General features: G+C 59.3%; 24 protein-coding genes and 1 riboswitch. Of the genes, 11 read left to right on the top strand and 13 right to left on the bottom strand.

Annotation, left to right across the window (positions count from 1 at the left end; translation table 11 throughout):
* Nucleotides 1–88: 88 nt before the first annotated feature.
* From ACI514_RS12665 to ACI514_RS12645, 5 genes are all read left to right on the top strand, one after another.
* The gene (locus tag ACI514_RS12665) at nucleotides 89–1,345 is read left to right on the top strand and encodes a cation:dicarboxylate symporter family transporter (protein ID WP_160057558.1); all 1,257 of its coding nucleotides are present in this window, start codon (nucleotides 89–91) and stop codon (nucleotides 1,343–1,345) included.
* Between the two features lie 134 nt (nucleotides 1,346–1,479).
* A complete protein-coding gene (locus ACI514_RS12660; RefSeq protein ID WP_405123963.1) occupies nucleotides 1,480–2,583 on the top strand; it encodes an alkene reductase in 1,104 nt (367 codons plus the stop codon).
* Between the two features lie 46 nt (nucleotides 2,584–2,629).
* Complete coding sequence (locus ACI514_RS12655) at nucleotides 2,630–3,373, top strand: SDR family oxidoreductase (RefSeq protein WP_405123962.1); 744 nt, start codon at nucleotides 2,630–2,632, stop codon at nucleotides 3,371–3,373.
* Between the two features lie 81 nt (nucleotides 3,374–3,454).
* Entirely contained in the window at nucleotides 3,455–3,841 is a 387-nt protein-coding gene (locus ACI514_RS12650; RefSeq protein ID WP_160057561.1) for a nuclear transport factor 2 family protein, read from the top strand.
* A 56-nt stretch (nucleotides 3,842–3,897) separates the two neighbouring features.
* The gene (locus ACI514_RS12645) at nucleotides 3,898–4,335 is read left to right on the top strand and encodes an SRPBCC family protein (protein WP_405123961.1); all 438 of its coding nucleotides are present in this window, start codon (nucleotides 3,898–3,900) and stop codon (nucleotides 4,333–4,335) included.
* A gap of 181 nt (nucleotides 4,336–4,516) precedes the next feature.
* Here ACI514_RS12645 and ACI514_RS12640 read toward each other — a convergent pair whose 3' ends face one another.
* A complete protein-coding gene (locus tag ACI514_RS12640) occupies nucleotides 4,517–5,284 on the bottom strand; it encodes an AraC family transcriptional regulator (RefSeq protein ID WP_405123960.1) in 768 nt (255 codons plus the stop codon).
* A 108-nt stretch (nucleotides 5,285–5,392) separates the two neighbouring features.
* On the opposite strand from ACI514_RS12640, the gene ACI514_RS12635 reads away from it, so the two are divergent.
* Nucleotides 5,393–6,277, top strand: coding sequence for an EamA family transporter (locus tag ACI514_RS12635; RefSeq protein ID WP_405123959.1), 885 nt, complete (start codon nucleotides 5,393–5,395; stop codon nucleotides 6,275–6,277).
* 82 nt (nucleotides 6,278–6,359) lie between these two features.
* Here the strand turns inward: ACI514_RS12635 and ACI514_RS12630 are convergent, their stop codons facing one another.
* The 3 genes from ACI514_RS12630 to ACI514_RS12620 form a co-directional block, all read right to left on the bottom strand.
* Complete coding sequence (locus ACI514_RS12630; RefSeq protein ID WP_077572520.1) at nucleotides 6,360–6,515, bottom strand: DUF2986 domain-containing protein; 156 nt, start codon at nucleotides 6,513–6,515, stop codon at nucleotides 6,360–6,362.
* 145 nt (nucleotides 6,516–6,660) lie between these two features.
* Nucleotides 6,661–7,569, bottom strand: coding sequence for an alpha/beta fold hydrolase (locus ACI514_RS12625; protein ID WP_160057565.1), 909 nt, complete (start codon nucleotides 7,567–7,569; stop codon nucleotides 6,661–6,663).
* 66 nt (nucleotides 7,570–7,635) lie between these two features.
* Nucleotides 7,636–8,097 (bottom strand): VOC family protein, encoded by a 462-nt coding sequence (locus ACI514_RS12620; protein ID WP_160057566.1) that lies wholly within the window; start codon nucleotides 8,095–8,097, stop codon nucleotides 7,636–7,638.
* A 126-nt stretch (nucleotides 8,098–8,223) separates the two neighbouring features.
* Here ACI514_RS12620 and ACI514_RS12615 point away from each other — a divergent pair, with 126 nt between their 5' ends.
* From ACI514_RS12615 to ACI514_RS12605, 3 genes are all read left to right on the top strand, one after another.
* The gene (locus ACI514_RS12615) at nucleotides 8,224–8,691 is read left to right on the top strand and encodes an anti-virulence regulator CigR family protein (protein ID WP_174244505.1); all 468 of its coding nucleotides are present in this window, start codon (nucleotides 8,224–8,226) and stop codon (nucleotides 8,689–8,691) included.
* A 166-nt stretch (nucleotides 8,692–8,857) separates the two neighbouring features.
* Entirely contained in the window at nucleotides 8,858–9,832 is a 975-nt protein-coding gene (locus ACI514_RS12610; protein WP_160057568.1) for a quinone oxidoreductase, read from the top strand.
* The gene (locus ACI514_RS12605; RefSeq protein WP_405123958.1) at nucleotides 9,829–10,755 is read left to right on the top strand and encodes a LysR family transcriptional regulator; all 927 of its coding nucleotides are present in this window, start codon (nucleotides 9,829–9,831) and stop codon (nucleotides 10,753–10,755) included. Before ACI514_RS12610 ends, ACI514_RS12605 begins: the two co-directional genes overlap by 4 nt.
* Nucleotides 10,756–10,831: 76 nt before the next feature.
* Here ACI514_RS12605 and ACI514_RS12600 read toward each other — a convergent pair whose 3' ends face one another.
* Nucleotides 10,832–12,373 (bottom strand): class I SAM-dependent methyltransferase, encoded by a 1,542-nt coding sequence (locus tag ACI514_RS12600; protein WP_160057570.1) that lies wholly within the window; start codon nucleotides 12,371–12,373, stop codon nucleotides 10,832–10,834.
* Nucleotides 12,374–12,513: 140 nt separating this feature from the next.
* A complete protein-coding gene (locus ACI514_RS12595; protein WP_405123957.1) occupies nucleotides 12,514–13,023 on the bottom strand; it encodes a GNAT family N-acetyltransferase in 510 nt (169 codons plus the stop codon).
* A gap of 264 nt (nucleotides 13,024–13,287) precedes the next feature.
* Between ACI514_RS12595 and panB the strand changes: the two genes are divergently transcribed.
* Nucleotides 13,288–14,103, top strand: a complete 816-nt coding sequence (gene panB / locus ACI514_RS12590; RefSeq protein WP_405123956.1) for a 3-methyl-2-oxobutanoate hydroxymethyltransferase — start codon at nucleotides 13,288–13,290, stop codon at nucleotides 14,101–14,103.
* On the opposite strand, the gene ACI514_RS12585 is transcribed toward panB, so the two are convergent.
* From ACI514_RS12585 to ACI514_RS12575, 3 genes are all read right to left on the bottom strand, one after another.
* Entirely contained in the window at nucleotides 14,104–15,504 is a 1,401-nt protein-coding gene (locus ACI514_RS12585; RefSeq protein ID WP_405123955.1) for a PLP-dependent aminotransferase family protein, read from the bottom strand.
* Between the two features lie 26 nt (nucleotides 15,505–15,530).
* On the bottom strand, nucleotides 15,531–16,073 hold the full coding sequence (locus tag ACI514_RS12580; RefSeq protein ID WP_160057574.1) for an AAA family ATPase: 543 nt from the start codon (nucleotides 16,071–16,073) through the stop codon (nucleotides 15,531–15,533).
* A gap of 141 nt (nucleotides 16,074–16,214) precedes the next feature.
* A complete protein-coding gene (locus ACI514_RS12575) occupies nucleotides 16,215–16,691 on the bottom strand; it encodes a hemerythrin domain-containing protein (protein ID WP_034155440.1) in 477 nt (158 codons plus the stop codon).
* A gap of 315 nt (nucleotides 16,692–17,006) precedes the next feature.
* Here ACI514_RS12575 and ACI514_RS12570 point away from each other — a divergent pair, with 315 nt between their 5' ends.
* Nucleotides 17,007–18,233: a zinc-dependent alcohol dehydrogenase gene (locus tag ACI514_RS12570; protein WP_405123954.1), complete on the top strand. Its 1,227-nt coding sequence runs from the start codon at nucleotides 17,007–17,009 to the stop codon at nucleotides 18,231–18,233.
* Between the two features lie 62 nt (nucleotides 18,234–18,295).
* Here the strand turns inward: ACI514_RS12570 and ACI514_RS12565 are convergent, their stop codons facing one another.
* From ACI514_RS12565 to ACI514_RS12550, 4 genes are read right to left on the bottom strand one after another with little or no spacing between them, the layout of a single operon-like run.
* A complete protein-coding gene (locus ACI514_RS12565; RefSeq protein ID WP_160057576.1) occupies nucleotides 18,296–18,499 on the bottom strand; it encodes a PLD nuclease N-terminal domain-containing protein in 204 nt (67 codons plus the stop codon).
* A 50-nt stretch (nucleotides 18,500–18,549) separates the two neighbouring features.
* Nucleotides 18,550–19,476 (bottom strand): ABC transporter substrate-binding protein, encoded by a 927-nt coding sequence (locus ACI514_RS12560; protein WP_405123953.1) that lies wholly within the window; start codon nucleotides 19,474–19,476, stop codon nucleotides 18,550–18,552.
* Nucleotides 19,473–19,832 carry a ferredoxin gene (locus ACI514_RS12555; RefSeq protein ID WP_160057578.1) on the bottom strand — a complete coding sequence of 120 codons (360 nt, stop codon included), beginning with the start codon at nucleotides 19,830–19,832 and terminating at the stop codon, nucleotides 19,473–19,475. The genes ACI514_RS12560 and ACI514_RS12555 overlap by 4 nt, the downstream gene beginning before the upstream one ends.
* Nucleotides 19,832–21,769, bottom strand: coding sequence for a TonB-dependent receptor plug domain-containing protein (locus tag ACI514_RS12550; protein WP_405123952.1), 1,938 nt, complete (start codon nucleotides 21,767–21,769; stop codon nucleotides 19,832–19,834). The genes ACI514_RS12555 and ACI514_RS12550 overlap by 1 nt, the downstream gene beginning before the upstream one ends.
* Before the next feature lie 91 nt (nucleotides 21,770–21,860).
* Nucleotides 21,861–22,067, bottom strand: a riboswitch (cobalamin riboswitch).
* Nucleotides 22,068–22,143 lie beyond the last annotated feature (76 nt).

Below are 22,143 nucleotides of genomic sequence, written 5' to 3'. Positions count from 1 at the left end.
GTGCCATTCGGTCTCAAGTGAGCTGGAAGCTCATGACTCTAGCAACTGCCCTTAGCGCAGACCTTTCATTCCAACAAAAAGGCTAGACATGAAACGTATTCCCCTGGTGTGGCAAATCGTTGCCGGGCTGTTGCTTGGCGTGCTCGTCGGTTGGTATTTCAACACCCATCCGCAGTATCAAACATGGGTGAGTGCGGAGATCTTGAAGCCTCTGGGCGACATCTTTATCAAGATGATGAAGATGGTGGTGGTACCGATTGTGTTCTGCTGCATGATCCTGGGCATTGCCGGCGGTGGCGATAACAAGTCGTTTGGCCGCATGGGCATCAAGTCGCTGGGGTATTTCTTTGCGATAACCGCGCTGGCGATTGTGGTCGGCCTGTGTTTCGCAAATATCTTCGAGCCGGGTACCGGCACCGATATTTCCGGCCTGTCCCACGGCACGGCGTCGATCAACATGGAGCCGTCAAAAGGTGCGCTGGTGATCCTGCAGAACATCGTGCCGGACAATGTTCTGGTGGCGATGTCGGAAGCGAAATTGCTCTCGGTGCTGTTCTTCGCCGTGCTGTTCGGCCTCGCCCTGAACGCGCTGCCGAGAGAAAAAAGTGCACCGGCCATTGCGCTGGTTCAGAGCATTTCCGATGCGATGTTCAAGGTTGTCTCAATCGTCATGGCCTACGCACCGATAGGTGTCTTCGGCATGATCGGCGCGACTGTCGCGACGTTTGGGTTTGCCTCGCTGTTGCCGTTGCTCAAGTTGATCGGCGTGGTTTACCTGGCGCTGGTGGTTTTCGCCTTGGTGATACTCGGCGGAATTTGCTACTTGATTGGCGAGAACATTTTCAAATTGATTCGCTACTTCCGCAGTGAATTGATTCTGGCGTTTTCAAGTGCCGCATCCGCCGCCGTCATGCCGCAGTTGATGACCCGGTTGGAGAGCTACGGTGTACCGCGTCGGATCGTCAGTTTCGTGGTGCCGGTGGGTTATGCATTCAATCTGGACGGCGCTTCGATTTTCCTTGGCGTCGCGACGATCTTCGTCGCGCAACTCTATGGCATCGACCTGTCGCTGTCGCAGCAGATCCTGCTGGTGGTGACGATGGTACTGACATCGAAAGGCGCGGCAGGTGTGCCCGGGTTTGCCATCATCATTCTCTCCGCAACGTTGGCTTCAGCCGGTTTGCCCCTGGAGGGTGTGGCATTGATCGCGGGTATTTTCAGGATCATCGACAGCGGTACGACCACGCTGAATGTATTGGGCAATGCCATTGCACCGCTGGTGATTGCCAAGTGGGAAAGAGCAACGCTTGAACCTGCACGCGTTCGTCCTGCGGCCGAAGTGTGAGTCTTTAGTCGCACCTCGGCACGACGGATATCTGCTTGTTAAACCGCACTGATGACGAGTGCACGCTCGCTGACAAAGGGGCGTTTTTTTTCGGTCTGGTTACTAGACGACCGGTCTATTGAGTTGGAGGGTTTATGATTGATAACGCTGTGGATACCGACCTTTTTTCGCCCATGGCCATGGGTGCGCTGCAATTGGCCAATCGAATTGTCATGGCGCCCGTCACGCGCAGCCGGATGGCTGATGACGGTGTGCCGAATGAAATGCACGCGACGTATTACGCCCAACGCGCCAGTGCAGGCTTGATCATCGCCGAAGCGACGAACATTTCCGCTCAGGGCCGTGGCTATGCGATGACCCCGGGAATCTGGTCGCAAGCGCAGGTCGCCGGGTGGAAGAAAGTCACCGATGCCGTACACGCGGCCGGCGGAAAAATCGTCAGCCAGTTGTGGCATGTCGGGCGTTTCTCCAGTGTCGAGTTGCAGCCCAATGGCGAATCGCCTGTGGCACCTTCGGCGATCAAGGCTGAGGGCAGCACGTACACCGAGAAAGGTTTTGTCGAAGTGTCGATGCCGCGTGCGCTTGAGACCTCGGAAATTCCGGGAATCATCGAGCAGTACAAACTGGCTGCTGAGAACGCCAAGCGCGCCGGTTTCGATGGCGTGGAAGTGCATTCGGCCAACAGTTATCTGCTCGACCAGTTTCTGCGCGATTCGACCAATCAGCGCACGGACCGATACGGCGGCACCATCGAAAACCGTGCGCGGCTGACGCTGGAAGTCACCGAAGCGGTGGTGTCCATCTGGGGCAGCGACCGCGTCGGTATCCGCCTTTCACCCGTAACCCCCGATGCCGGCAATACGCCGCCCGACAGCAATGTCATGGCGACATACGGCTACCTGATCCAGCAACTCAATCGATTCAATCTGGCCTACCTGCATTTCGTCGAAGGCGCCACCGCCACATCTCGAACCGTGCCGGCGGGCGTGGACCTGGACGCGCTGAGTGCGCAGTTCGAAGGCGCGTTCATTGGCAACAACAACTATGACCTGGCGATGGCGCTTGAGCGTCGGGCGCAGGGGCGTATCGACGCGGTGGCGTTTGGTCGCCTGTTTATTGGCAACCCCGATCTGGTGGAACGTCTGCGGCACGGTCTCGAACTGACCAGTGCGCCGCGTGAGAGTTACTACGGCGGGGGCGCCAAAGGCTACATCGATTGGCCCACCGCTAACGCCTGAATGACTGCCCTGACGCAATCGCATTCATTGTAAAGAGGAACGGAACATGAATTATCTACACAACAAAGTCGCCATCGTCACCGGCGCATCTTCCGGTATCGGGGCGGCCACGACGCGCGCGCTGGCGGCACAAGGGGTTCGCGTGGTTGCCGCTGCTCTGGACGAAACGGGTCTGCAGGCTTTCGTTGCCGAGTTGCGTGAGGCCGGTCATGACGTGGCTGCATTTACCACGGATGTGACCCGGCTGGATCAAACCCGGGCGCTCGCCAGATTCGCGCAGGACACCTATGGCGCTGTCGACATTCTGGTGAACAACGCCGGGCTGATGCTGTTCTCCAACTGGGTCGATCTGGCCGTGGCGGATTGGGACAAGATGATCGACGTGAACATCAAGGGCTATCTCAATGCCACAGCAGCCGTGCTGCCAATGATGCTGGAGCACAAGTCCGGGCAGATCCTCAACATGGACTCGGTGGCCGGCCATCAGGTCGGGCCGGCGGCGGGTGTTTACAGCGCCACCAAATTTTTCGTGCAAGCCATGACGGAGTCCATGCGCAAAGAGCTGGGTGTGCAGCACGGCATCCGCGTCAACACGGTCAGCCCCGGTGTCATCAATACCGGCTGGGCGGACAAGGTCAGTGATCCACAAGGGCGCAAGGCTGCCCAGGAACTGAACCGCATCGCCATCGCACCTGACGATATCGCGCGTGCCGTGATCTACGCGCTCAATCAGCCGGAAAACGTCACCGTCAACGACCTGATCATTTCGCCGACGCGCCAGGACTGGTAACCGTCGGCTGTTCCTGCTGCCGGGTGCCAATCCTGGTTCCTGGCAGCCTTTGTCACTCACCCCCAACGATAGGAAACAACCATGTCCAAGAACATCAAAGCCGTGCCGACGGCTGAATACAACGCTGTCATCGCGACCGCCAATCAATACGTCGAAGGCCTTCGCATTGGCAGCGCGCAAGGCGTCGCTCAAGCCTTCCATAAAGAGGCAGTGATGTACGGTTTCACCAACGGCGAACTGCTCGGCGGCCCGATCAAGAACCTGTTTGATTTTGTCGAGAAGAACGGCGCAGCCCCCGAAATCAGCACGCGACTCGACGTGCTGGCGATCACCCCGACCACTGCGGTGGTGCGTGTGGACATGGAAACGGATGCAATTGGCGCCGACTACAACGACTACCTGACCCTGATCAAAATCGACGGAGCCTGGAAGGTCATCGCCAAGGTGTATCACCAGTTCGAGGTCTGAATACCGACCGCTCCCGGCATCTCGCTGCCGGGGATCAACATAAGAGGATTTTTGTCATGCCGATGGTTGAGTTTGACGCTGTCGTGGACGGCGATGCACAACAGGTCTGGAGTGTGTTGAAGCAGTTTGGCCAGATTCAGAACTGGCATCCTTCGATCGTGAGCAGCCAGATCGAAGGCGGGGCGGCGCAGAGGGTGGGTTGCATTCGCACCCTCACGCTGACCGATGGCGCGGTTGTCAGAGAACGCTTGTTGGCGCTTGATGACTCAGCATTATCGCTGTCCTATCGCTTTGAAGAGGCACCTTTACCGCTGGACAACTACGTGGCCAGCGTGAAGTTGGTCGCTTTAACGGGACAGAACAAAACGCTCATCAGTTGGTCGGCAAGTTTCGATCCTCAAGAACTGAATACCGCTGAGCACTATCAGGCACTGATCCAAAGCCTGATCGTTGAGGGGCACAGCGGGCTGCAGGCATTGCTCGCTCAGCTTTAACAACACACGGTTCACACGCCCTCATTCCCGCAAGGAATGCAGGGCATGAAGCGAATGAATTTTTCCTCGCGTGGCGGCCAGTCTAGGTACGCGACCGGCCTGAGGCGGGGTTTGGCGAGGCGCCGCGGTTTTTCAGCTGCCTGTTCTGGGAGGCGTGGCTGACGTGTAAAAGCGACAGCCTCTAAAAGTACCGACTCGGCACTTCCCCCAACACTTGCTTGAACACCGTCGCAAACGCACTGGAACTGCTGTAGCCCAAGTCCATCGCGACCTCTGTGACCGACTGACCTTTGCCCAGCATGACAATCGCCGCCAGCAGACAGGCTTGCTGCCGCCATTCGATGTAGCTGATCCCGGTGTGCAGTCGAAAGTGTCGGGTGAAGGTGCGTCGACTCATGCCAGCACGTTGCGCCATGTCGTCGATACCGACCTCCAGCGAAGGCTGTTGCAGAAACGCGCGGCACACCATTGCCAGTCTAGGTTCTGCCGGTAACGGCGCATTGAGCGAAAGCGCCGGCATGCTGGCGATTTCATGCAGCAGCAAGCCCATCAAATGGCCGTCATGCCCTTGAGTGGAATAGCGCGCGGGTACATCGATGGCTTTCAACAGCAAATGGCGCAACAACGGCGACACGTCCAGTACCTGACAGTGCCCCGGCAGTCCGAGGCGCTGCGCCGCTTGTTTGCGGATATAGGTGTTGTGCAGCGCGACAGTCCCGCGCATTTGCATGGAGTGCGGCAGTTGCGCGGGTACCCAGATACCGCGTTGCGGCGGCACGACCCAGTTGCCGTCATCGGTAAAAACGGTGATGACGCCGCTGGCCGCGTAGGCAAATTGGCCGCGCTGATGATCGTGCAGCGGGAACAGCGTGCCGTCCGCGTAGTCAATGGCAGTCACGACGGCATCGCGCGGGGTGTTCTGATAGGGATGGCTGGAGATTTCTCGCATGGCCCGATTCTAATGAAAGTTGGCCTGTGACTGAAAGCAGGCCATGTCGATTGCCGGCATATTTCTCCGCGCCCGAGTACTTCCGCTCGGCGCCGGGAAAGATTGACCATGCAAAAGAAGCATCTTGTACTCGCCGTTCTGGTGACGGCTGTCTGGGGATTGAATTTCCCCGTGACCAAACTCGGACTGGCCGCTATCGACCCGCTGTTGCTGACCGCGCTGCGTTTCACGTTGGCTGCATTGCCCTGGGTGTTTTTCGTCGAGCGTCCACGCGTAGCGTTCCACTGGCTGGCTGCTTACGGATTGATTTTCGGTGTGGCGATGTGGGCGTTGATCAACCTTGGTATTGCGTGGGGCGTGCCCCCCGGAACGGCATCGTTGCTGATCCAGTTCAGTGCATTTTTCACCTTGGGCTGGGGCGTGGTCTTCTTCGGCGAGCGCCTGGGACGGCTGCAATGGCTTGGCACTCTGCTGGCCGCCGCCGGCCTGATAGGCATCGTACTGAGTCGCCCCGGCGACGCATCAACGGCGGGTTTGGCGTTGGTCATTGGCAGCGCCGTGGCGTGGAGCATTGGCAACGTCGTGATCAAAGTCTCGAAGGTGCGGGAGATTTTCGCATTCGTGGTGTGGGCGAGCTTGTTTCCTCCGATCCCGCTCATGCTGCTGACGTGGCTGCTGCATGGCTCGGCACCGTTCACGGCATTGCCGTCGCAGCTCAATGCGATAACCGTGTTTTCACTCGCGTTTCAGGTCTACGCCGCGACGCACTTCAGTTACTGGGGATGGAACCTGCTGTTGCGCGAATACCCGATGTCGCGAGTGGCGCCGTTGTCGCTGTTGATCCCTGTGTTCGGGATCTTCAGCTCGATGGCGATATTCGGCCAATTCCCAACTCCGGGCGATTGGTTTTTGATTTTGCTGGTGTTACTGGCAATCGCCTTGGGATCAGGGAACCTGCACGCAATGTTTCTTCGCCTTCGTGTGCGCCATTGACCGTTCAGTAGTTGATGCGACCCATTGTGCCTTGGACAGACCGTTGGAGAATGCAGAGGATTTTCGCCAGGCGAGAGGGATTTCAGCTTTCGCTGGTTTCGACTGGCTCTGCGGCTTCAGCTTCCAGTTTCGCCCGGTCAGCCTTGCTGATGTACTTGGGCTTTTTCGGCGCGAGTTTGGCGCTGGCCTTTTTGGCCTTTTCCTTGAATAACTGCTTGAGTTTCTTTTGACGATTCATGTTTTCTGTCCGGCCTACAAGTTTGAATAGCGACTAGCGAAGGGCGTAAACGTATGCATCAAGGGGCGATCCACAAGATATGCACTTTGCCCTCAAAAAGGCGCGAATCCTGACGTAAGCTTCCGTCCAAGGCAATGCCAATTCTTCACATCGCGATAAAGTCGCGCACAGCCTTGATGGTCGGCGCCGGGGCTTCTTCCATCAACCAATGTCCTGCCGCCGGAATCACCACCTCGGTGACGTTGTCCGCAGCATTGCGCATGACGATCGCTTCATTGTTGCCGAAGGACTTTTCACCGCCCACGGCCAGCACTGGCATGCTCAAGTGTTTGTGCAGGACGGGGGCGTTGTCGAGGGCGTCCTGACGAATGCTGCGAAACTGCGCGAACGCGGCGTGCATGGCGCCAGGGCGGGCGTAAAGCCTGGCGTAGTGCTGGCGGGTGCCCTCATCGACTTTGGCCGGGGTGCCGGCGAACTCGTTCCAGAAGCGGTCGAGGTAGATGCGCTCGCGTCCAGCCACCAGACGCTCCATGTCCGCACCGCCAAAGTCGAAGTGCCAGAGCATCGGCGAACGAACGATATCGTTCCACGGTGTGATACCGGGCACGGGCGCGTCCATCACCACCAGGCGCTCGGTCAGTTCGGGATAGCGCGCGGCATAGGCGAACGCGACCATGGTGCCGATGTCATGCCCGATGACCACCGAGTGCTCGATCTTCAGCGCGCTCAACACCTGACGAATGTCGCCGGCCTGGGTCTTCTTGTCGTAGCCGTCCGCCGGAATCGAAGACAAACCCATGCCGCGCAGATCCGGCACCACCACGGTGTGATCGCGGGCCAGATCCGCCGCCAGCGGCGCCCACATGTCGCCGGTATCACCGAAGCCATGCAACAGCACCACGGCCGGACCCTTGCCACCGACCCGCACATGCATTGTCGCGCCTTCGACCTTGATGTCCTGAGTGTGGAAGGTCGGCGGGAAGGGGACGACGTCGGCATAAGCCTGGAAACTCAGGGCAGTAAGGGCGAGGGCGGCCAGTAGCGGACGAGTCATGACGAAGTCTCCGGGCGTAGGGGGAATGGAGAGAGCGTAGACGTATCGATCAGGGCTGGCGGAGTTTCATTCAGAAGCGAACGCTGCCTCGATAAACGCCCCCAGCGCCTGCTCTTCAAGAATCTCGATCGAGAAATGTCCGAAGCGTTTCGGCAGCCAGATGATGCGCGTTCCGGACGGCGATTGCAGGTTCTCGCGAGTCAGCGGCTGGCCGTTTTCGTCCTCCGGCTGAACCCCGCTGGCGAGCAGTTCGTCGTAGGCCAATTCGATATCAGGGGTCGTGTAGCAATGGCGGTAAATCATGCCTTCGCCAACCGTATCCAACAGATCCTTGAGATTGCCCGCCAGCGGCTGGACCAGCATGAAGCGTTCCTGACCGATCAACGCGACGGCATAGCGTACGTGCAGGCCCCCGCGATTCCATATCTGCGTTGTGGAGATCCGCGCCTGCAGTATCTGCGCGTAATAGGCACAAGCTTGTTCAAGGTCTTTGACCAGTACGTCGATGTGGCTGAACTTCAAATCCATGAAATAGCTCCTGTCGGGCGGTGTCGATGGGCCGGGCTGTCATCGACGAACGGTCAGCCGGAATAAACTAAGCTGATGTGTAACGTCAAGATGACACAGGAGCAACCCACCATGAAGGCGCGCCGCATGATCAAGTCACGCAGGTTGATTGCAACGGTTTCTTCGCTGGCGCTGGTTTTCAGCTCGGCGATGGCATTGGCCGATCCCGGCAACGGAAAGGGGCAGGGCAATGGCAAGGGTAATCCGCAGAACATGCAGGGCCACGGTAACCAGAAAGGTAATGGCAACAAGGGCAACAACGCTGGGGGTGACTGGAGTCATGGCCCAAGCATCGATCGCGGCAATGTGCTCGGAATTGTTGGCGGCTACCGCGACTACTGGAGCCCGGGCCCCGCGCTGCCGCCGGGCATCCAAAAGAACCTTGCACGCGGCAAACCGCTGCCGCCCGGGATCGCGAAAAAGCTCGATGGACGCCTGGTAGGGCACCTGCCGCATTACGATGGCTACGAATGGCAGCAGGTGGGCACGGATCTGATCCTGGTCGCGCTGGCAACCGGGCTGATTTATGAGGTGCTCAACGGCGCATTTGATTAAGCCGTAGCGCTGAGCCACGGTCGCCGTCAGCTGTTATTGATGTGCGATTGAATTGCTGCAAAATACGCAGCAATGATCTGCATGTTGAGGGTCTTGTTCGTCGACTCATCGGTTATCAGACTGGAACCACTGACGTTGAAGCAACTTCCAGAAAGGAGAGATAACCATGGTTTCCGTGATCCGGCTTGAGCAGTTTGGCAATCAAGACGTACTGCAAATGCAGATAACCGATTGGCAGGCACCAGGGCCCGGTGAAGTCTGGCTTGAGCAGGAAGCGGTAGGTGTCAACTTTCTCGACGTGACCCAACGCAAGGGCGCGGTCGCGGTTCCTCTGCCTTCCGGCCTTGGACTGGAGGGCGCGGGACGTGTGGCTGCGATTGGTGCAGGTGTGAGCAACATCAGCGTCGGGGATCGTGTCGCCTACGCCACCGGGCCATTGGGGGCTTACGCCTCGGCGCGGCTCTTCCCCGCTGAGCGCCTGGTCAGAATTCCTGACTCCTTGTCATGCGATGAGGCAGCCGCAGTCATGTTCAAGGGCATCACCGCGCAGTACCTGTTGAAATCCACTTATCCCGTAGGGCCGGGTACCACCCTTCTGCTTTACGGGGTGGCGGGGGGGTTGGGGGCGATCATGGCGTCATGGGCCAAGCATCTGGGAGCGACGGTGATCGGTGTCGTGTCGAAGCAGGCCAGTGTCGAAAAAGCTCGGGCGTCGGGTTGTGATGAGGTGCTGGTGTTCGACGCCGAGACCCTGGCAGCGGACGTCGCGCGACTCACCGATGGACAGAAGGTCGATGTGGTGTATGACCCGATCGGGCGGTTGTCTTTTCAGGCGTCACTGGACAGCCTGCGTCCACGTGGTTTGATGGTGTCGTTCGGCGCCTCATCCGGTGCGCCGGCAGCGGTGGAACTGGCGACACTCAACAGCAAGGGCTCGCTGTTTTTGACGCGTCCCTCACTGGCCGCGCACACGGCAACGGTCGCTGAGTATCAGGCGCGCGCGCAAGATGTTCTGGCCGCTGTCGCAGCCGGTATTATCCAACCGCATATCTGGGCAAGCTATCCATTGGCCGATGCCGCGTTGGCCCATGCCGACCTGGAATCGGGCCGATCTTCAGGGGCGATCATTCTAAAACCATGAATCTCGATGTTTTGAGCAATCAGCACGGCGACGAAATCGCTGCCTTCCTCGCCGTCGCCTCGCAGGGTTCCTTTGTCGCGGCGGGGCGGCTGCTGCAACGCCATCCGACGATCATCTCCAAGCGCCTTGCCGCCATGGAGCAACGCCTGGGTGTTCGCCTTGTCGAGCGCTCGACCCGCCGGGTGCGCATCACCGAGGCCGGCGCCCAACTCGAACAGCGCCTGCGCTCCGCCGTTGAGCTGATGAACGACGCGCAGCAGCAAGCGGCGCAGGGTGCCGGCGAAATTCGCGGCACGTTGCGCCTCGCATTGCCGGCTGCCATGGGCCGCCTCTGGCTGGGGCCGATGTTGCCGGAGTTTCTCAAGGCGCATCCGCAGGTCTCGATTATTGCCGACTACAGCGAGGGGCTGGTCGACATCATCGAGCAGGGTTTTGACGCCGCCATTCGTATTGGCGAGCTGGAGGATAATCGGTTGATCGCGACGAAGCTTTGCGACCACCGGCGGATTCTATGCGCCTCGCCAGCCTATCTCCAGGCGCATGACGTGCCCGCAACACCTGAGGATTTACTTCAGCACAACTGCCTGCGCTTCAGTGGGTTGGCCTCTTTTCCGCTGTGGCGCCTTCATCGTGGTCATGAACTGCAAACCGTCAGCGTCAAAGGCAACCTGACCGCCAGTGACAGCGAGTCGCTGCTTGCCGCTGCCCGAGCGGATGCCGGCATTCTGGGCGCGGGAGACTGGTTGATGAGCCGCGATATCGCCGCCGGAAAGCTGATTCATGTCCTGCCTGACTGGCAACTCGACAGCGCTGGAGGCGTTTATCTGGTCAGACCATCGGCGCGGTTTCCAACGGCGGTGGTCGTCGCGTTCAAGCAATGGCTCGAAGAGAAGTTCGCGCCCGCGCCGCCGTGGGCTTTTTGAAAACTTGCAGTGGTGTGTGCTGATGGCGCGAGTGGCAGCAGACTCCAGTCTGCACCGCTGCGCGCCAACAGGGCGATCAGACGATTCTCAACGCGCTCAGCACGATCAGTGATTGCTCGGCAAATGCCTGGGCCTGTTCGGTCAGCGCGGCGATGTTGGCTTCGGCGGTGGTCAACGCTTTGCCGTCCTTGACCAACACTTCGTTTTGTTCGGCGATGACGCTCCACGCCAGTTGCGCCCACTCCGCCGGGTGCTGCTTGCCCTGACGGATCGCAATCAGGAACAGTTGCTGGAAACGACTGACGGTAACGCCGCCACCGGTAACCGGGCTGCTCAGCACCTGAATGTCGGCGTTGAGCAGCGCGCGCTTGCACAATTGCAGGTTGAACGCGGCGCAGCGTTCGTACACCAGCGCCTCGGCGGCTTCGCTCTGGCACGGGGCTACCGCGCCCATACTGACCAGGATGGCGATGGCCTGTTCGAGATCGTCATAGGCCATTGGTGACACCGCATCGAGCAACTGCTGCATCGTTTTGGCTTCATACGTCTGGCCGGCGAGTGCATCGAGGACCGGGCCATAAATTTCCGCTTGCAGTGATGCTTCGCCAGCCGGGCCGGTGACGCTGGACGCTACGTTTTCTGTCGGTTGCATCAGGACAAAACGCGTACTGAGCATGCGCGACCGGCGCTCGGTCGCGCTGAGTCGGTTGGCACCGCGCACGTACAGGTCGCGACGGAAAGCCTGGTTGACGAAGTAGTCACGCGCCTGCTCGCGCATCACCGGGTGTTCGATCCCGTCGAGAAAGGCCAGGCCTTCGGCGCTCAGGTTGAGTACGTCGACCGAATCCAGCGGCACCGCCGTCGTAACGTAATCGAGCTTGGCCGGGGCCAGCGCATCGACCATGTCGGCGAAATACATGCAGTTCCAGTCGCGATTGAAATATTCGTGGGCGACGTATTGGCGATCCTGACCTTTGATGGTCTGCAGGCGCGCGCCCAGGCTTGGCGCAGCAATGGCGTACTTGGGGTTGGCCGCCAGCAGCGCTTCGGAAAACTGCAACGCGGCATCGATGCGCTGATCCGCCCGCGTCGAGTGATTGGCAAAACGGTCGTGCAGGCTGAACAACTGGCGCAACGGCGCTGCAGGCGACCAGCCCGGGAAGGCGTTGTAGCTGACGTACAGATGACCACCCGGTTTGAGGTGGCGGCGGGCGAATTCGACAATCAGCTTCTGGTTGTCACGGCTGACCCAGGTCCAGATGCCATGCAGGCTGATGCTGTCGAACTGCGGCAGATCATGACGCGCCAACAGTTGCTCGAAGCTGTCGTCATACAGCCGCGCACCGTTGTTGCCGAGCGCTGCGAGTTCAATGGCATGGGCCGCCTGACCGGGGTGGAAGTCGGTACCGACGAAGCCTGCCGGGTTGGCGGTGGCGTGGATATTGATCGACACACCCTGACCAAAACCGAGTTCGCAGTGATAGCCGTCGGGATTGTCCAGACCGGCAAAGCCGCGCAACAACAGGCAGTAACGCTGGAAAACCGGATTGATTTCCCGGCTATAGCTGTAGGTGTAGCCTTCGTCGGTGAAATAACCTTCGTTCCAGGCATTGCTCATGGGTGCAGCCTCTTGAATCGTCATTGAAAGTAGCTTTATACGGGACGGACTTGCATCGTTGAAACCTCTCGCCGTCCACACAGGATGTTGTCGGCAGGATAGGACCGTTCGATAGGGGGCATGCGGATATTTCGCCGGGGTTATTGATGATCGGACCTGGGCGCTCCTGACAAACGCACGCCCATCTCAAAGGCGCGGGTCTCGAAGCCGAACTCGGCATACATGCGCACCGCGCGCTCGTTGAATGGCCAGACCGTCAGGCGCAAGTCCTGTGCATTCTGCTCGATGGCCCAGTCCTTGATCCGTTGAATCAGCGCGCGGCCAATGCCTTTGCCCCAGAACGGCTCGGCGACACACACCGAACCGATGCGAACAACATTCTGCGGTTGCATCAACGGCCCGGAACTGGCGGACAGGTTGGCCGTAATGAACGCGACGGGACGGTCACCGGCGCTGGCAATGAAGACGATCTGACCGGGCTTCTCGAAAACACCAGACCAGTGCGGCAAGTCGCGGACAAAATCTTCGGTCGCGGCGGCGTAGATATCTGGGCGGGCGGCGTGGTGAACCGAATTGAGCAATTGGCCCAGTTCGCACATCGCCAGAGCATCGGCGACAGTGGCTGTGCGGTAGCTGATGACTTCTTCCATGAGAAAAATTGTTCCTTGGGTGAGTTCATTAGCTTCGCATCCTGCGGTAAACGGCGAAATAAAACATCCCGGATCCTGCGGGCACTTCAACGAAGCAGGGTGCACCTGGGTCGCTTTTTCAGGCAAATCTGTGCATTGAATGTTTTTACGTCAGGCGAATAATCGAGCGCTCGAAACCTTTTGGAATGAGCACTGTATGGAAGTTTTCCGCGTTGATTCTGACGACATCTATCGTTTACGGACAGCTGCCTCAAGGAGTCGCCCATGAGCCTGCATACCCGCACCAAACGCCTGACCGTGCCGCAACTGGTCGCGATGAAAGGCCAACAGAAAATCGTCTCGCTGACGGCGTACTCCAGCAGTATCGCCAAACTGATCGACCCGATCGTCGACTTCATTCTGGTCGGCGATTCCACGGCCATGGTCGGTTATGGCCGCCCCTCGACGCTGAGCATGCAGCTCGAAGAAATCATCGGCCACACGCGGGCAGTGGTCGATAGCACGCGCCAAGCCTGTGTGGTGGCCGACATGCCCTTTGGCAGTTATCAGGAATCCAATGAACAGGCCTTTCGCAATTGCGCTCAGGTGCTGGCGCGGACAGGTTGTGATGCGGTGAAGCTGGAGGCCAACAAGACCTTGGCGCCGACGGTCGAGTTTCTCGTGGCGCGCGGGATTCCGGTCATGGCCCATGTCGGGTTGATGCCGCAGTTCGTCAATGTCATGGGTGGTTTCAAGGTTCAGGGCCTGACGGCTGAAACGGGTGCAGTGATTGCCGAAGATGCCCGGGCCAATCTAGAGGCAGGCGCTTTCGCTTTGTTGCTCGAAGGTGTGGCCGAGGGCGTGGCGCGGCAGATTACCCTGGAGTCGAAAATGCCCACCATCGGCATTGGCGCCTCACCGGCCTGCGACGGGCAGGTGCTGGTCACCGAAGATGTGCTCGGCCTGGGCGGTGAGCATCTGCCGCGTTTCGTCAAACGCTACGCCGATGTCGGCGCAGTGATCAGTGAGGCCTGCGCGCAGTTTGCTGAGGATGTGCGCCATGGGCGGTTTCCGGAAGCGCGGCATTGTTATGGACTCTGATTACGCCGGATGTTCTGCGCCGATAGCTTGCGCCAGTTGTTTCACCGCGTGGCCGATGTCCTTTTCCCAGTCGAGGGTGTAGCTCAGGCGCAGGTGCTGCTTCCAGGCGCCTTGCTGGCTGAAGATTTCGCCGGGGGCGATGACGATCCGCTCGGCCAGCAGGCGCTCGAACACCCGTTGCATGTCGATCGGCCGCACAGCCTTGAGCCAGAAGCTCGCACCGCCTTGCGGGACGACTACTTGCCACTGGCCGTTACCGTGCTTTTCCAGCAAGGTCTGCAGCTGTTGCATGCGCTTGACCAACAGTGCGCGCAGCATAGTCAGGTGCTGGTCAATGCGCCTGGAGTTGTAGAGTCTGGCAATCGCTTTCTGCCGCATCGGCGAGAGACGAAATCCGCGCTGCATAAACAGTCGATGAAATTGCGCGGTCTGCTGGCGACACAGCACGTAGCCGTACGGCGCTTCGCCGCCAATGATCTTGTCGAACGTCGAGAACACCAGCAGCTTGTCCGGGTTGGCAAAATCGCGATAGCGCGCGGGTGAATCGGAGAAACACAACTCGCCCCAGGCATCGTTTTCGAACAGCCAGACATCGCGCTCGGCCAGCCAGTGACAGATCTGCTGTTTATCCTGTGCTGGCATCAACTGGCCTTGGGGAATATTCACCGTGGAGGACAGCACCGCCAGGCGCACCGGTTCGCGCGTGAGCAGTTCGTTGAACGCAGGCAAGTTGAAGCGGCCGTCTTCGCCGAGGGGCATCTCGATGACGCGGATGTTGGCAGCCTGCAATTGGCGCAGAATCGCCCATGAGCAAGGCGATTCCACCAGCGCTACGCTGCCGCCGAGGTTCAAGGCGCTGAGCGATAACTCCAACACGCTGCGCAGGTCCGCGCCGATATACACCTGCTCGGCCTGCCAGTGGTCGTGAGTGGAGCGCGTATAGCGTTCAGCCAGGGCCGCGCGCAATTCGGGTTCACCTAGGGGCTGATAAAGCGGTGCGTGCGAGTGCGGGTATTGGCGGGTCAGTTCGCGCTCGATCGTCAACAGCGGACCTTGAAGCGACAACAGCATCGCCGGGGCATCGCTGCTCAGGGCCAGCATGGCCGGCTGACGGGCACTGGCGAAGACGTTGTCCAGCAGGCTGTCTGCGCTGCCTGTCACACGCGCCGCCGGTGTTGCCCGGGTGAAATAACCGAACCTGGCTTTGGCCTGGATTCTGCCTTCGTCCTCAAGCAGTGCATAGGCGTATTTGGTCGTCGACACCGAAACGCCAAGGCGCAGGGCCAGTTGTCGCAAGGACGGCAGTTTCTGTTCAGTCGTGCCACTTGAGGCCTCTATCAATCCGACGAGGTAGTGGTAGACATCCTGATAGGCAAATGACACGTCCTTGCGTAACGTCAATGCTGCGCTCCTTGAATGTCAGTGTGTCAGCGTCGGGTGCATTGAGGTTTTCGCACATCGGCCAGTTCAGCCAGAAACGCTGAAATCTGCTGGGGGCCGCGCACGTGAATGACCGGGATCTGCGGTCCGACGGTAGCACGTATTGCTTCAATGCTCGGGCGATTGATACGGTCAAAATTCCACACGTATTTCAGGAAATGCAGAAAGGCTCGGTTCAGACGCTCGGTGCAGCCCAACGGCAAATCAGCGCGTGGGCGATTCAGTGCGCTGCGCAGAATGACCCGCTTGATGCAGGTCAACCGTGGCGTATCCAGCCAGATAACCAGCTCGGCACGGGGCAGGCGCAGATCGAGGGTTTGCCGCGAATAATTGCCTTCGCAGATCCAGGCGTCGCCCGCCACGGCTTGGCGAACCCGTTCGCGGAACACTTCATTGTCCGGCTCTACCCAGTCCGGTTCCCAGAACAGCGGGTCGAGGTGAATCACTGGCAGACCCAGGCGCCTGCCCATCTCGCGAGCAAGGGTGGATTTGCCGCTGCCCGAGTTGCCCAGAATGACGATGCGTTGCATGTGCAAATCCCTTGCTGCAAAAAGTCGCCAAGTCTAAATCAAGCGCCTTCGCAATTCTGAAAAAAACGCTCTGGGCGGTGGGGGCCGAGTGGCAACCGGAAAAAAGCCCGGCGAAAGCCGGGCTCGTCAGCTTTCAACGGGTTAAGCAGCCATGTTTCCGGCGGCCATTTCCTTTTTGCAACTGGCCTTCATGGCCTCCATCTGCGCACCCAGTTCTTCAAGTTTTTCCTTGCCCAAGAGCTTTTTCGCCTGAGGAAACATTTCCGTTTCTTCCTCTTCGATATGGTGTTCAAGCAGTTCCTTGACCACTTTCACCCGACCGGAAAACTCCGGTGTGCCGGGGTCGGTCAGCTTCAGATCGGGCAGCACCAGTGAGTCGACGGTGCGGTGTTCTTCCTTGGCCTCGAAATACATGACGTCCTGTTCCTTGCTGCCGGCGGCCTTGAAGGCGGGGTAGAGGATTTCCTCTTCGAGTCGGGTATGGATGGAAATTTCCATTTCCAGCTTGCCCAGCAGCTCGACACGTTTTTTCAGCGCGCGCTCGGTCGAGTCGCTCAGTTGGCTCAGGATATCTTTGACTTTGGCATGATCGGCTTTGAGAAGGTCGATGGCGTTCATGGGATTGCCTCTGCTGTCACGGAGTGGACACAGGCCGTTTTCTCACGGATCTGTGAATGCCCTGACTCAACCGCATTTGCCGTGCCAGTTCGTGGCAAATGTTCAAGCGCTATGGATCAAGGGCTTGCGCGGTCAGAGGCAAAAAGCCTTCGTGCAGCCTGCATGAAGCGGGGAGCGCAGGCATTGCAGATCACCGCTTCGCAGCAATTCATGGCCCGCTGATCCGAATGTGCGAAAGCCTTCTGAACTCGTTTTGGCGTTGCCCTGCCGTATGGAAACAGCAGCCATTTCACTCAAATGATCGAGGAACTCACCATGCGAGCAATGACCTATCACGGCGCCCATGACGTCAGAGTCGAAAACGTGCCGGACCCGAAACTGGAAGCCGCCGACGACATCATTCTGCGGGTGACGGCCACGGCGATTTGCGGCTCGGATCTGCACCTGTATCGGGGCAAGATCCCGACGGTCGAGCATGGCGATATCTTCGGCCATGAGTTCATGGGCATCGTCGAGGAAACCGGTTCGGCGGTGACCGCAGTGCAGCGCGGTGACCGGGTGGTGATTCCGTTCGTGATTGCCTGCGGCGACTGTTTTTTCTGTCAGCAGGAACTGTATGCCGCGTGCGAAACCACCAATACCGGCCCCGGCTCGGCAATGAACAAGAAAATCATCCCGCCACCCGCCGCGCTGTTTGGCTATAGCCGTCTGTACGGTGGAATCCCTGGAGGCCAAGCGGAACTGGTGCGGGTGCCGAAGGCCAATATGGGGCCGTTCAAAGTGCCGGGGACACTCTCGGACGAGAAGGTGTTGTTCCTTTCGGACATTCTGCCAACCGCCTGGCAAGCCGTGACCAATACTGGCATCGGTCAGGGTTCAAGCATTGCGATTTATGGTGCCGGACCGGTTGGCCTGCTCAGCGCGGCATGCGCGAAGATGCTCGGCGCCGAGCGCATTTTCATGGTCGATCACCACCCATATCGGCTTGACTACGCGCAACGCACCTACGGCGTGATACCGATCAACTTCGATGACGACGATGACCCGGCAGATACCATCATTCGCCAGACTCCGGGCAGTCGTGGCGTCGATGCAGTAATTGATGCCGTAGGGTTTGAAGCCAAGGGCAGCACCACCGAAACGATCCTCGCCACCCTCAAGCTAGAAGGCAGCAGCGGCAAAGCGTTGCGCCAGTGCATTGCTGCCGTGCGTCGAGGTGGGGTAGTGAGCGTGCCGGGCGTGTATTCGGGCTTCATCCACGGCTTTCTGTTTGGCGATGCCTTCGACAAAGGACTAACGTTCAAAATGGGCCAGACCCATGTGCAGCGCTACTTGCCCGAGTTGCTCGGCTACATCGAAACCGGCGCATTGCAACCCGAAGCGATCATCACTCATCGACTGTCCCTTGAGCAGGCCGCCGAGGGTTACAAGATCTTTGACAAGAAAGAGGAAAACTGCCGCAAGGTCATTCTGACCCCCGGCAGCAGTGAAGTGCCGCTGGCGCAGATGGAGGAGATGCCGCCGCTGGTGCCCGCCAGTTAAATCGAGCTTGAACAGCGGGGCGCTGCCGGTGGCAAGCCCCGCACGACAGCGAATGAATCAGGTTACGACGACGCGTTATGACTGACATGCTTGGGCCCCGCCAACGCCCAGGCAATCAAGCCGAACAGCGGCACAAACACGATCAGCACAATCCATACACCTTTGTTGCTCGATTTCCCCTCACTCTTGCGCACCCGATTGATGGCCCAGAGTTCGATTAGCAGAAGAACTGCCGCCAGTACGATCCACACGGTTTCGATTTGCATTGGCTACCTCCTGATGGTCTGTTCGTTAGGTGGCGTGCGGTGCGACGGGTTCATTTATTTTTCTTCAGTGCATTGAGCTGCCGCGCCAGTTGCAAGGCTACGCGGCCGCTGTTGAAAGTCGGCAGCAGGTGGGTGAAAGGGATCTCGATGATGCGGTTCTCGCGCACCGCGCGCAGTTGCGACAACACCGGGTCGTGGGTCAGCAGATAGCGTTTGCGCCTGGCGGGCGACCATTCGGCGTCGGCCAGCAGGATTACGTCCGGGTCGCTGGCCAGCAGGGTTTCGCTGTTGACGGTGACTCGATAGAGGTTGATGTCGGCGAGCACATTGCGTGCCCCTACGGCGGCCAGTAGCGGGGTGACAAACCCGCGTTGACCTTCGCTGTCGAGGCCTTTGACTTCGCTGTCGAGATAGAACACGGACAACGGTTTACCGGCACCGGCCAAGGCTCGGGCGCTGGCAAGGTCCTTTTCCATGGAGTCGATCAACGCTTGGGCTTTTTGCGGCTGGTGCAGCAGCTTGCCCAGCGTCAGCAGGTCATGGCGTACATGCGCGAAATAGTCCAGCGAGTGCCCGTTGCAGGCAGATTCCAGCAGATACGAACCCACGCCATTGCGCGCCAGTCCCGAGCGTGAGGTCACCCCGTCGCCGAACGCCGTGGCAAAACCGCCGATCACCAGATCCGGCTTCGCAGCGTAAAGCACTTCGCTGGCCGGGTACTGCCGCGCGATTACCGGCACGCCGAAATAATCGGCTTGCCGCTGACCGGCATCGTTGTCATCCAGATAGGCGACCCCGACCAACGATGACCCCGCGCCCAACGCCAACACAATGTCGGCCGCATGCTGGTTGAGCGCAACAATTCGCGAGGGTGGTGTTGTCGCAAAGTGCCAGTCCTCGCCGCAATTGCTGAAACTGTCGGCGAGCACTGGCGTTGAGCAGAGCAGGGCGCCAAGCGCCAACATAATCGATCTCATCCCCGCGCCTTGATCAGCAAATCCGCGACAATTTCCCCGCCCACCAGATGCCCCTCGACCAATCGCTGCACATCTTCATGGCTGTGCACGCCATACCAGCAGCGTTCCGGGTACACCGTCACAATCGGCCCCAGATTGCACGGAAACTGGCAGTGCGTGCGGGTCAGCAAGACGCCGCCTGGCGTCTCGATGCGATCGTGCGCCAGCAAATGCCGACGCAGGGTTTTCCATAACTGCAAGGCGCCGCGCTGGGTGCAGCGCGGGCCGGTGCAGAGGAACACATGGCGCGCATGCTCGGGCACGTGCGACCAGTCCGGGTGCGTGTCGACGCCGTCGACGGTTGTGATTTCACTCATCAGAAGCGGTACGTGTAGCGCACTTCGGTGGTGAACGGCCGGCCGAGGTTATCGACGTTGCTCGAACGGCTGGTGACGTAATCACGGCCGAACAGGTTCTCTACCAGCACGCTTACGCGGTGTTGGTGGACGTTGTCGAGGTAGCGATAAGCGTCGGCGTCGACCACTGAATAGTTGCCGTATTCGACTTGCTTCGAGCTTTTGATGTCGCGAATGTAGCGCATCGCAGCGCCGGCACCCCACAGGCGGTTTTCCGATTCATAACCCACCCGCGAGCGGGCGAAAAAGCTTGGAATGTCGTTGATCGTCACACCGGTGCGCGACTCGGTGAGGTTGCGCGTCATGTCCGCTTGCAGGCTCCACTGATCGTTGAGCGCCAGTTTGGCGTCGGCCTCGAAACCGCGCATCTGGATCGTGCCTTCACCGTTGACCCACTGAATGCCGTCGAGGGTGATCAAGTCGTCGATCTTGCGTTTGAACAGGGTCACGCTGGCGCTGAATTCGCGATCGAGCAAGAAGCCTTTGTAGTCGACACCGAGTTCAACGTTGCGGCTTTTTTCCGGTTTGAGATTACGGTTGCCGATCTCGTCGCCCGGTTCGTTGACGAACAGTTGCTCGGCGTTCGGCAGTTTGTAAGCGCTGCCGTACTGACCGCGCACCGACCAGTTGTCATTCAGGTCATACAGCGAAGTGAGCATGCCGACCGTGGCACTGTCGCCGCCGCTCATGGCTTCATGACGCACGCCGATGCTCGGGTGCCAGTCGGGCAGGGCGTCGATCTGCGGGCGCAATTGCGTGTAGAACGCATGGGCTTCAGCCTTGTCGTTGTCGATGATCAGCACATCGTCCTGGCCCTTGAACCACTGGTTGTCGGTGCCGAACACCAGCACATGGCCGCCGGGCAGTTCAGCCTTGCCTTCGGCCTGCACACCCCAATCGGTGAAGCCCCAATAGTCGTTGTGGTTAATGACTTTGGTGCCACCGCCGACGACGTTGTTGACCCGCGTGTAGCGCGTGTCCCAGTCGTTGATATGCCCTTTGACAAAGTAGCTCAGGCGCTCATTGATGGTCTGCTCGAAGGTCGCCGTGGCGATCTGTTGCACGCGGTCGTTGGTGGTGTTGTGGTTGTCGACCGGGCGGGCGAAGTCGAGGTTGGCGTCGGCGTATTGGTAGAACAGTTCCAGCCGCGCATCCTCGCCGAACGACTGAATGGCCTTGCCGCCAAACGTGGTGACTTCGTAGGCGCGGCGCTTCTCGCTGATGTTTTTCATGTCGCGGTTGCGATAGGGCTGGTAACCGTCGGAAACGTTGTGGCTGACATACGCCAGCAGACCGAGATCGCCGAAACCGTTCGTGAAGATGTTCTCGACGCGCGCGTCTTCGGTGGTGCCGCCGAAACTGTCGGCGCCCAGATTCACTTCGCCAGAGGTTTTGCGCGATTGCGGGCTGCGGGTGACGATGTTGATCACGCCGGAAACGGCCTGAGTGCCGAACAACAGACTCTGGCCACCCTTGAGCACTTCGATGCGCTCGATAGCGTTGGCCGGCAGGGTGTCCAGATAGAGGCCGCCGTACAGGCGATTGTTCAATCGAACGCCGTCGAGCAGGATCAGCGTGTCGTCGTTGCGCCCGCCGAGCAGCGAATAGGTGCCGTAGTCGAACGGGCCGTTTTTCGGCGCTACGTACAAGCCGGGAATGAACATCTGCATGACGCGGCTGACATCGGCGCTGGGGCCGGCGCGTTCGATCTGCTCGCGGCTGACGATCTCGACCTTGCTGCCGAACTTCGCCATCTCGGCGACAGTGGTGGACTCCACCGACGGTGCAGAAACGATTTGCTGATTGAGTTCCAGCGGCGCGTCGTCGGCCAGCAGCAGTGGGCTGAACAGGCAGCCGCACAAAAGGGTTGGAGCAGAAGTGTTGAAAGGTCGAATCATTGTCTTCTCGAAAAGGATCTTCGCAGAAGAGCATGCAAGAGAAGGCATCGCGCACAGCCAATACCGGCCCATGCCCGCCCACCGCAGGATTTTGCCAAACGAAATTCCAGGCCGGTCTCCGGGCTCGCGCGTATCGAGGCTTTCACCTTCCCATGGCCGTCTGGCCACAGTGGTGTATCGAAAGCATCACGCGCATACCGTTGCGGGGGCAGCACCGGACTGGTTCGAAAAGAACGTACCGGTTTCCCGTTTCACCCCATGCACGGCGGCATGGGACACCTGAAACTGGCCGGCATCTGAACATTCGACAGACCGTTCGTCAACTTGCCGATGAGTGCTCCTCAATCTGGATCTGCCAGTACCACCTATGGACG

The organism is Pseudomonas sp. M20, from assembly GCF_045037865.1.
Taxonomy (GTDB): Bacteria; Pseudomonadota; Gammaproteobacteria; order Pseudomonadales; family Pseudomonadaceae; genus Aquipseudomonas.
The sequence above is the reverse complement of the archived record's forward strand: the minus strand, read 5'-3'. Positions and strand labels throughout refer to the sequence as shown.

Coding starts and splice junctions, on each gene's coding strand:
- ACI514_RS12665 (WP_160057558.1), top strand. CDS start 89: ATGAAACGTATTCCCCTGGTGTGGCAAATCGTTGCCGGGCTGTTGCTT.
- ACI514_RS12660 (WP_405123963.1), top strand. CDS start 1,480: ATGATTGATAACGCTGTGGATACCGACCTTTTTTCGCCCATGGCCATG.
- ACI514_RS12655 (WP_405123962.1), top strand. CDS start 2,630: ATGAATTATCTACACAACAAAGTCGCCATCGTCACCGGCGCATCTTCC.
- ACI514_RS12650 (WP_160057561.1), top strand. CDS start 3,455: ATGTCCAAGAACATCAAAGCCGTGCCGACGGCTGAATACAACGCTGTC.
- ACI514_RS12645 (WP_405123961.1), top strand. CDS start 3,898: ATGCCGATGGTTGAGTTTGACGCTGTCGTGGACGGCGATGCACAACAG.
- ACI514_RS12640 (WP_405123960.1), bottom strand. CDS start 5,284: ATGCGAGAAATCTCCAGCCATCCCTATCAGAACACCCCGCGCGATGCC.
- ACI514_RS12635 (WP_405123959.1), top strand. CDS start 5,393: ATGCAAAAGAAGCATCTTGTACTCGCCGTTCTGGTGACGGCTGTCTGG.
- ACI514_RS12630 (WP_077572520.1), bottom strand. CDS start 6,515: ATGAATCGTCAAAAGAAACTCAAGCAGTTATTCAAGGAAAAGGCCAAA.
- ACI514_RS12625 (WP_160057565.1), bottom strand. CDS start 7,569: ATGACTCGTCCGCTACTGGCCGCCCTCGCCCTTACTGCCCTGAGTTTC.
- ACI514_RS12620 (WP_160057566.1), bottom strand. CDS start 8,097: ATGGATTTGAAGTTCAGCCACATCGACGTACTGGTCAAAGACCTTGAA.
- ACI514_RS12615 (WP_174244505.1), top strand. CDS start 8,224: ATGATCAAGTCACGCAGGTTGATTGCAACGGTTTCTTCGCTGGCGCTG.
- ACI514_RS12610 (WP_160057568.1), top strand. CDS start 8,858: ATGGTTTCCGTGATCCGGCTTGAGCAGTTTGGCAATCAAGACGTACTG.
- ACI514_RS12605 (WP_405123958.1), top strand. CDS start 9,829: ATGAATCTCGATGTTTTGAGCAATCAGCACGGCGACGAAATCGCTGCC.
- ACI514_RS12600 (WP_160057570.1), bottom strand. CDS start 12,373: ATGAGCAATGCCTGGAACGAAGGTTATTTCACCGACGAAGGCTACACC.
- ACI514_RS12595 (WP_405123957.1), bottom strand. CDS start 13,023: ATGGAAGAAGTCATCAGCTACCGCACAGCCACTGTCGCCGATGCTCTG.
- panB (WP_405123956.1), top strand. CDS start 13,288: ATGAGCCTGCATACCCGCACCAAACGCCTGACCGTGCCGCAACTGGTC.
- ACI514_RS12580 (WP_160057574.1), bottom strand. CDS start 16,073: ATGCAACGCATCGTCATTCTGGGCAACTCGGGCAGCGGCAAATCCACC.
- ACI514_RS12575 (WP_034155440.1), bottom strand. CDS start 16,691: ATGAACGCCATCGACCTTCTCAAAGCCGATCATGCCAAAGTCAAAGAT.
- ACI514_RS12570 (WP_405123954.1), top strand. CDS start 17,007: ATGCGAGCAATGACCTATCACGGCGCCCATGACGTCAGAGTCGAAAAC.
- ACI514_RS12565 (WP_160057576.1), bottom strand. CDS start 18,499: ATGCAAATCGAAACCGTGTGGATCGTACTGGCGGCAGTTCTTCTGCTA.
- ACI514_RS12560 (WP_405123953.1), bottom strand. CDS start 19,476: ATGAGATCGATTATGTTGGCGCTTGGCGCCCTGCTCTGCTCAACGCCA.
- ACI514_RS12555 (WP_160057578.1), bottom strand. CDS start 19,832: ATGAGTGAAATCACAACCGTCGACGGCGTCGACACGCACCCGGACTGG.
- ACI514_RS12550 (WP_405123952.1), bottom strand. CDS start 21,769: ATGATTCGACCTTTCAACACTTCTGCTCCAACCCTTTTGTGCGGCTGC.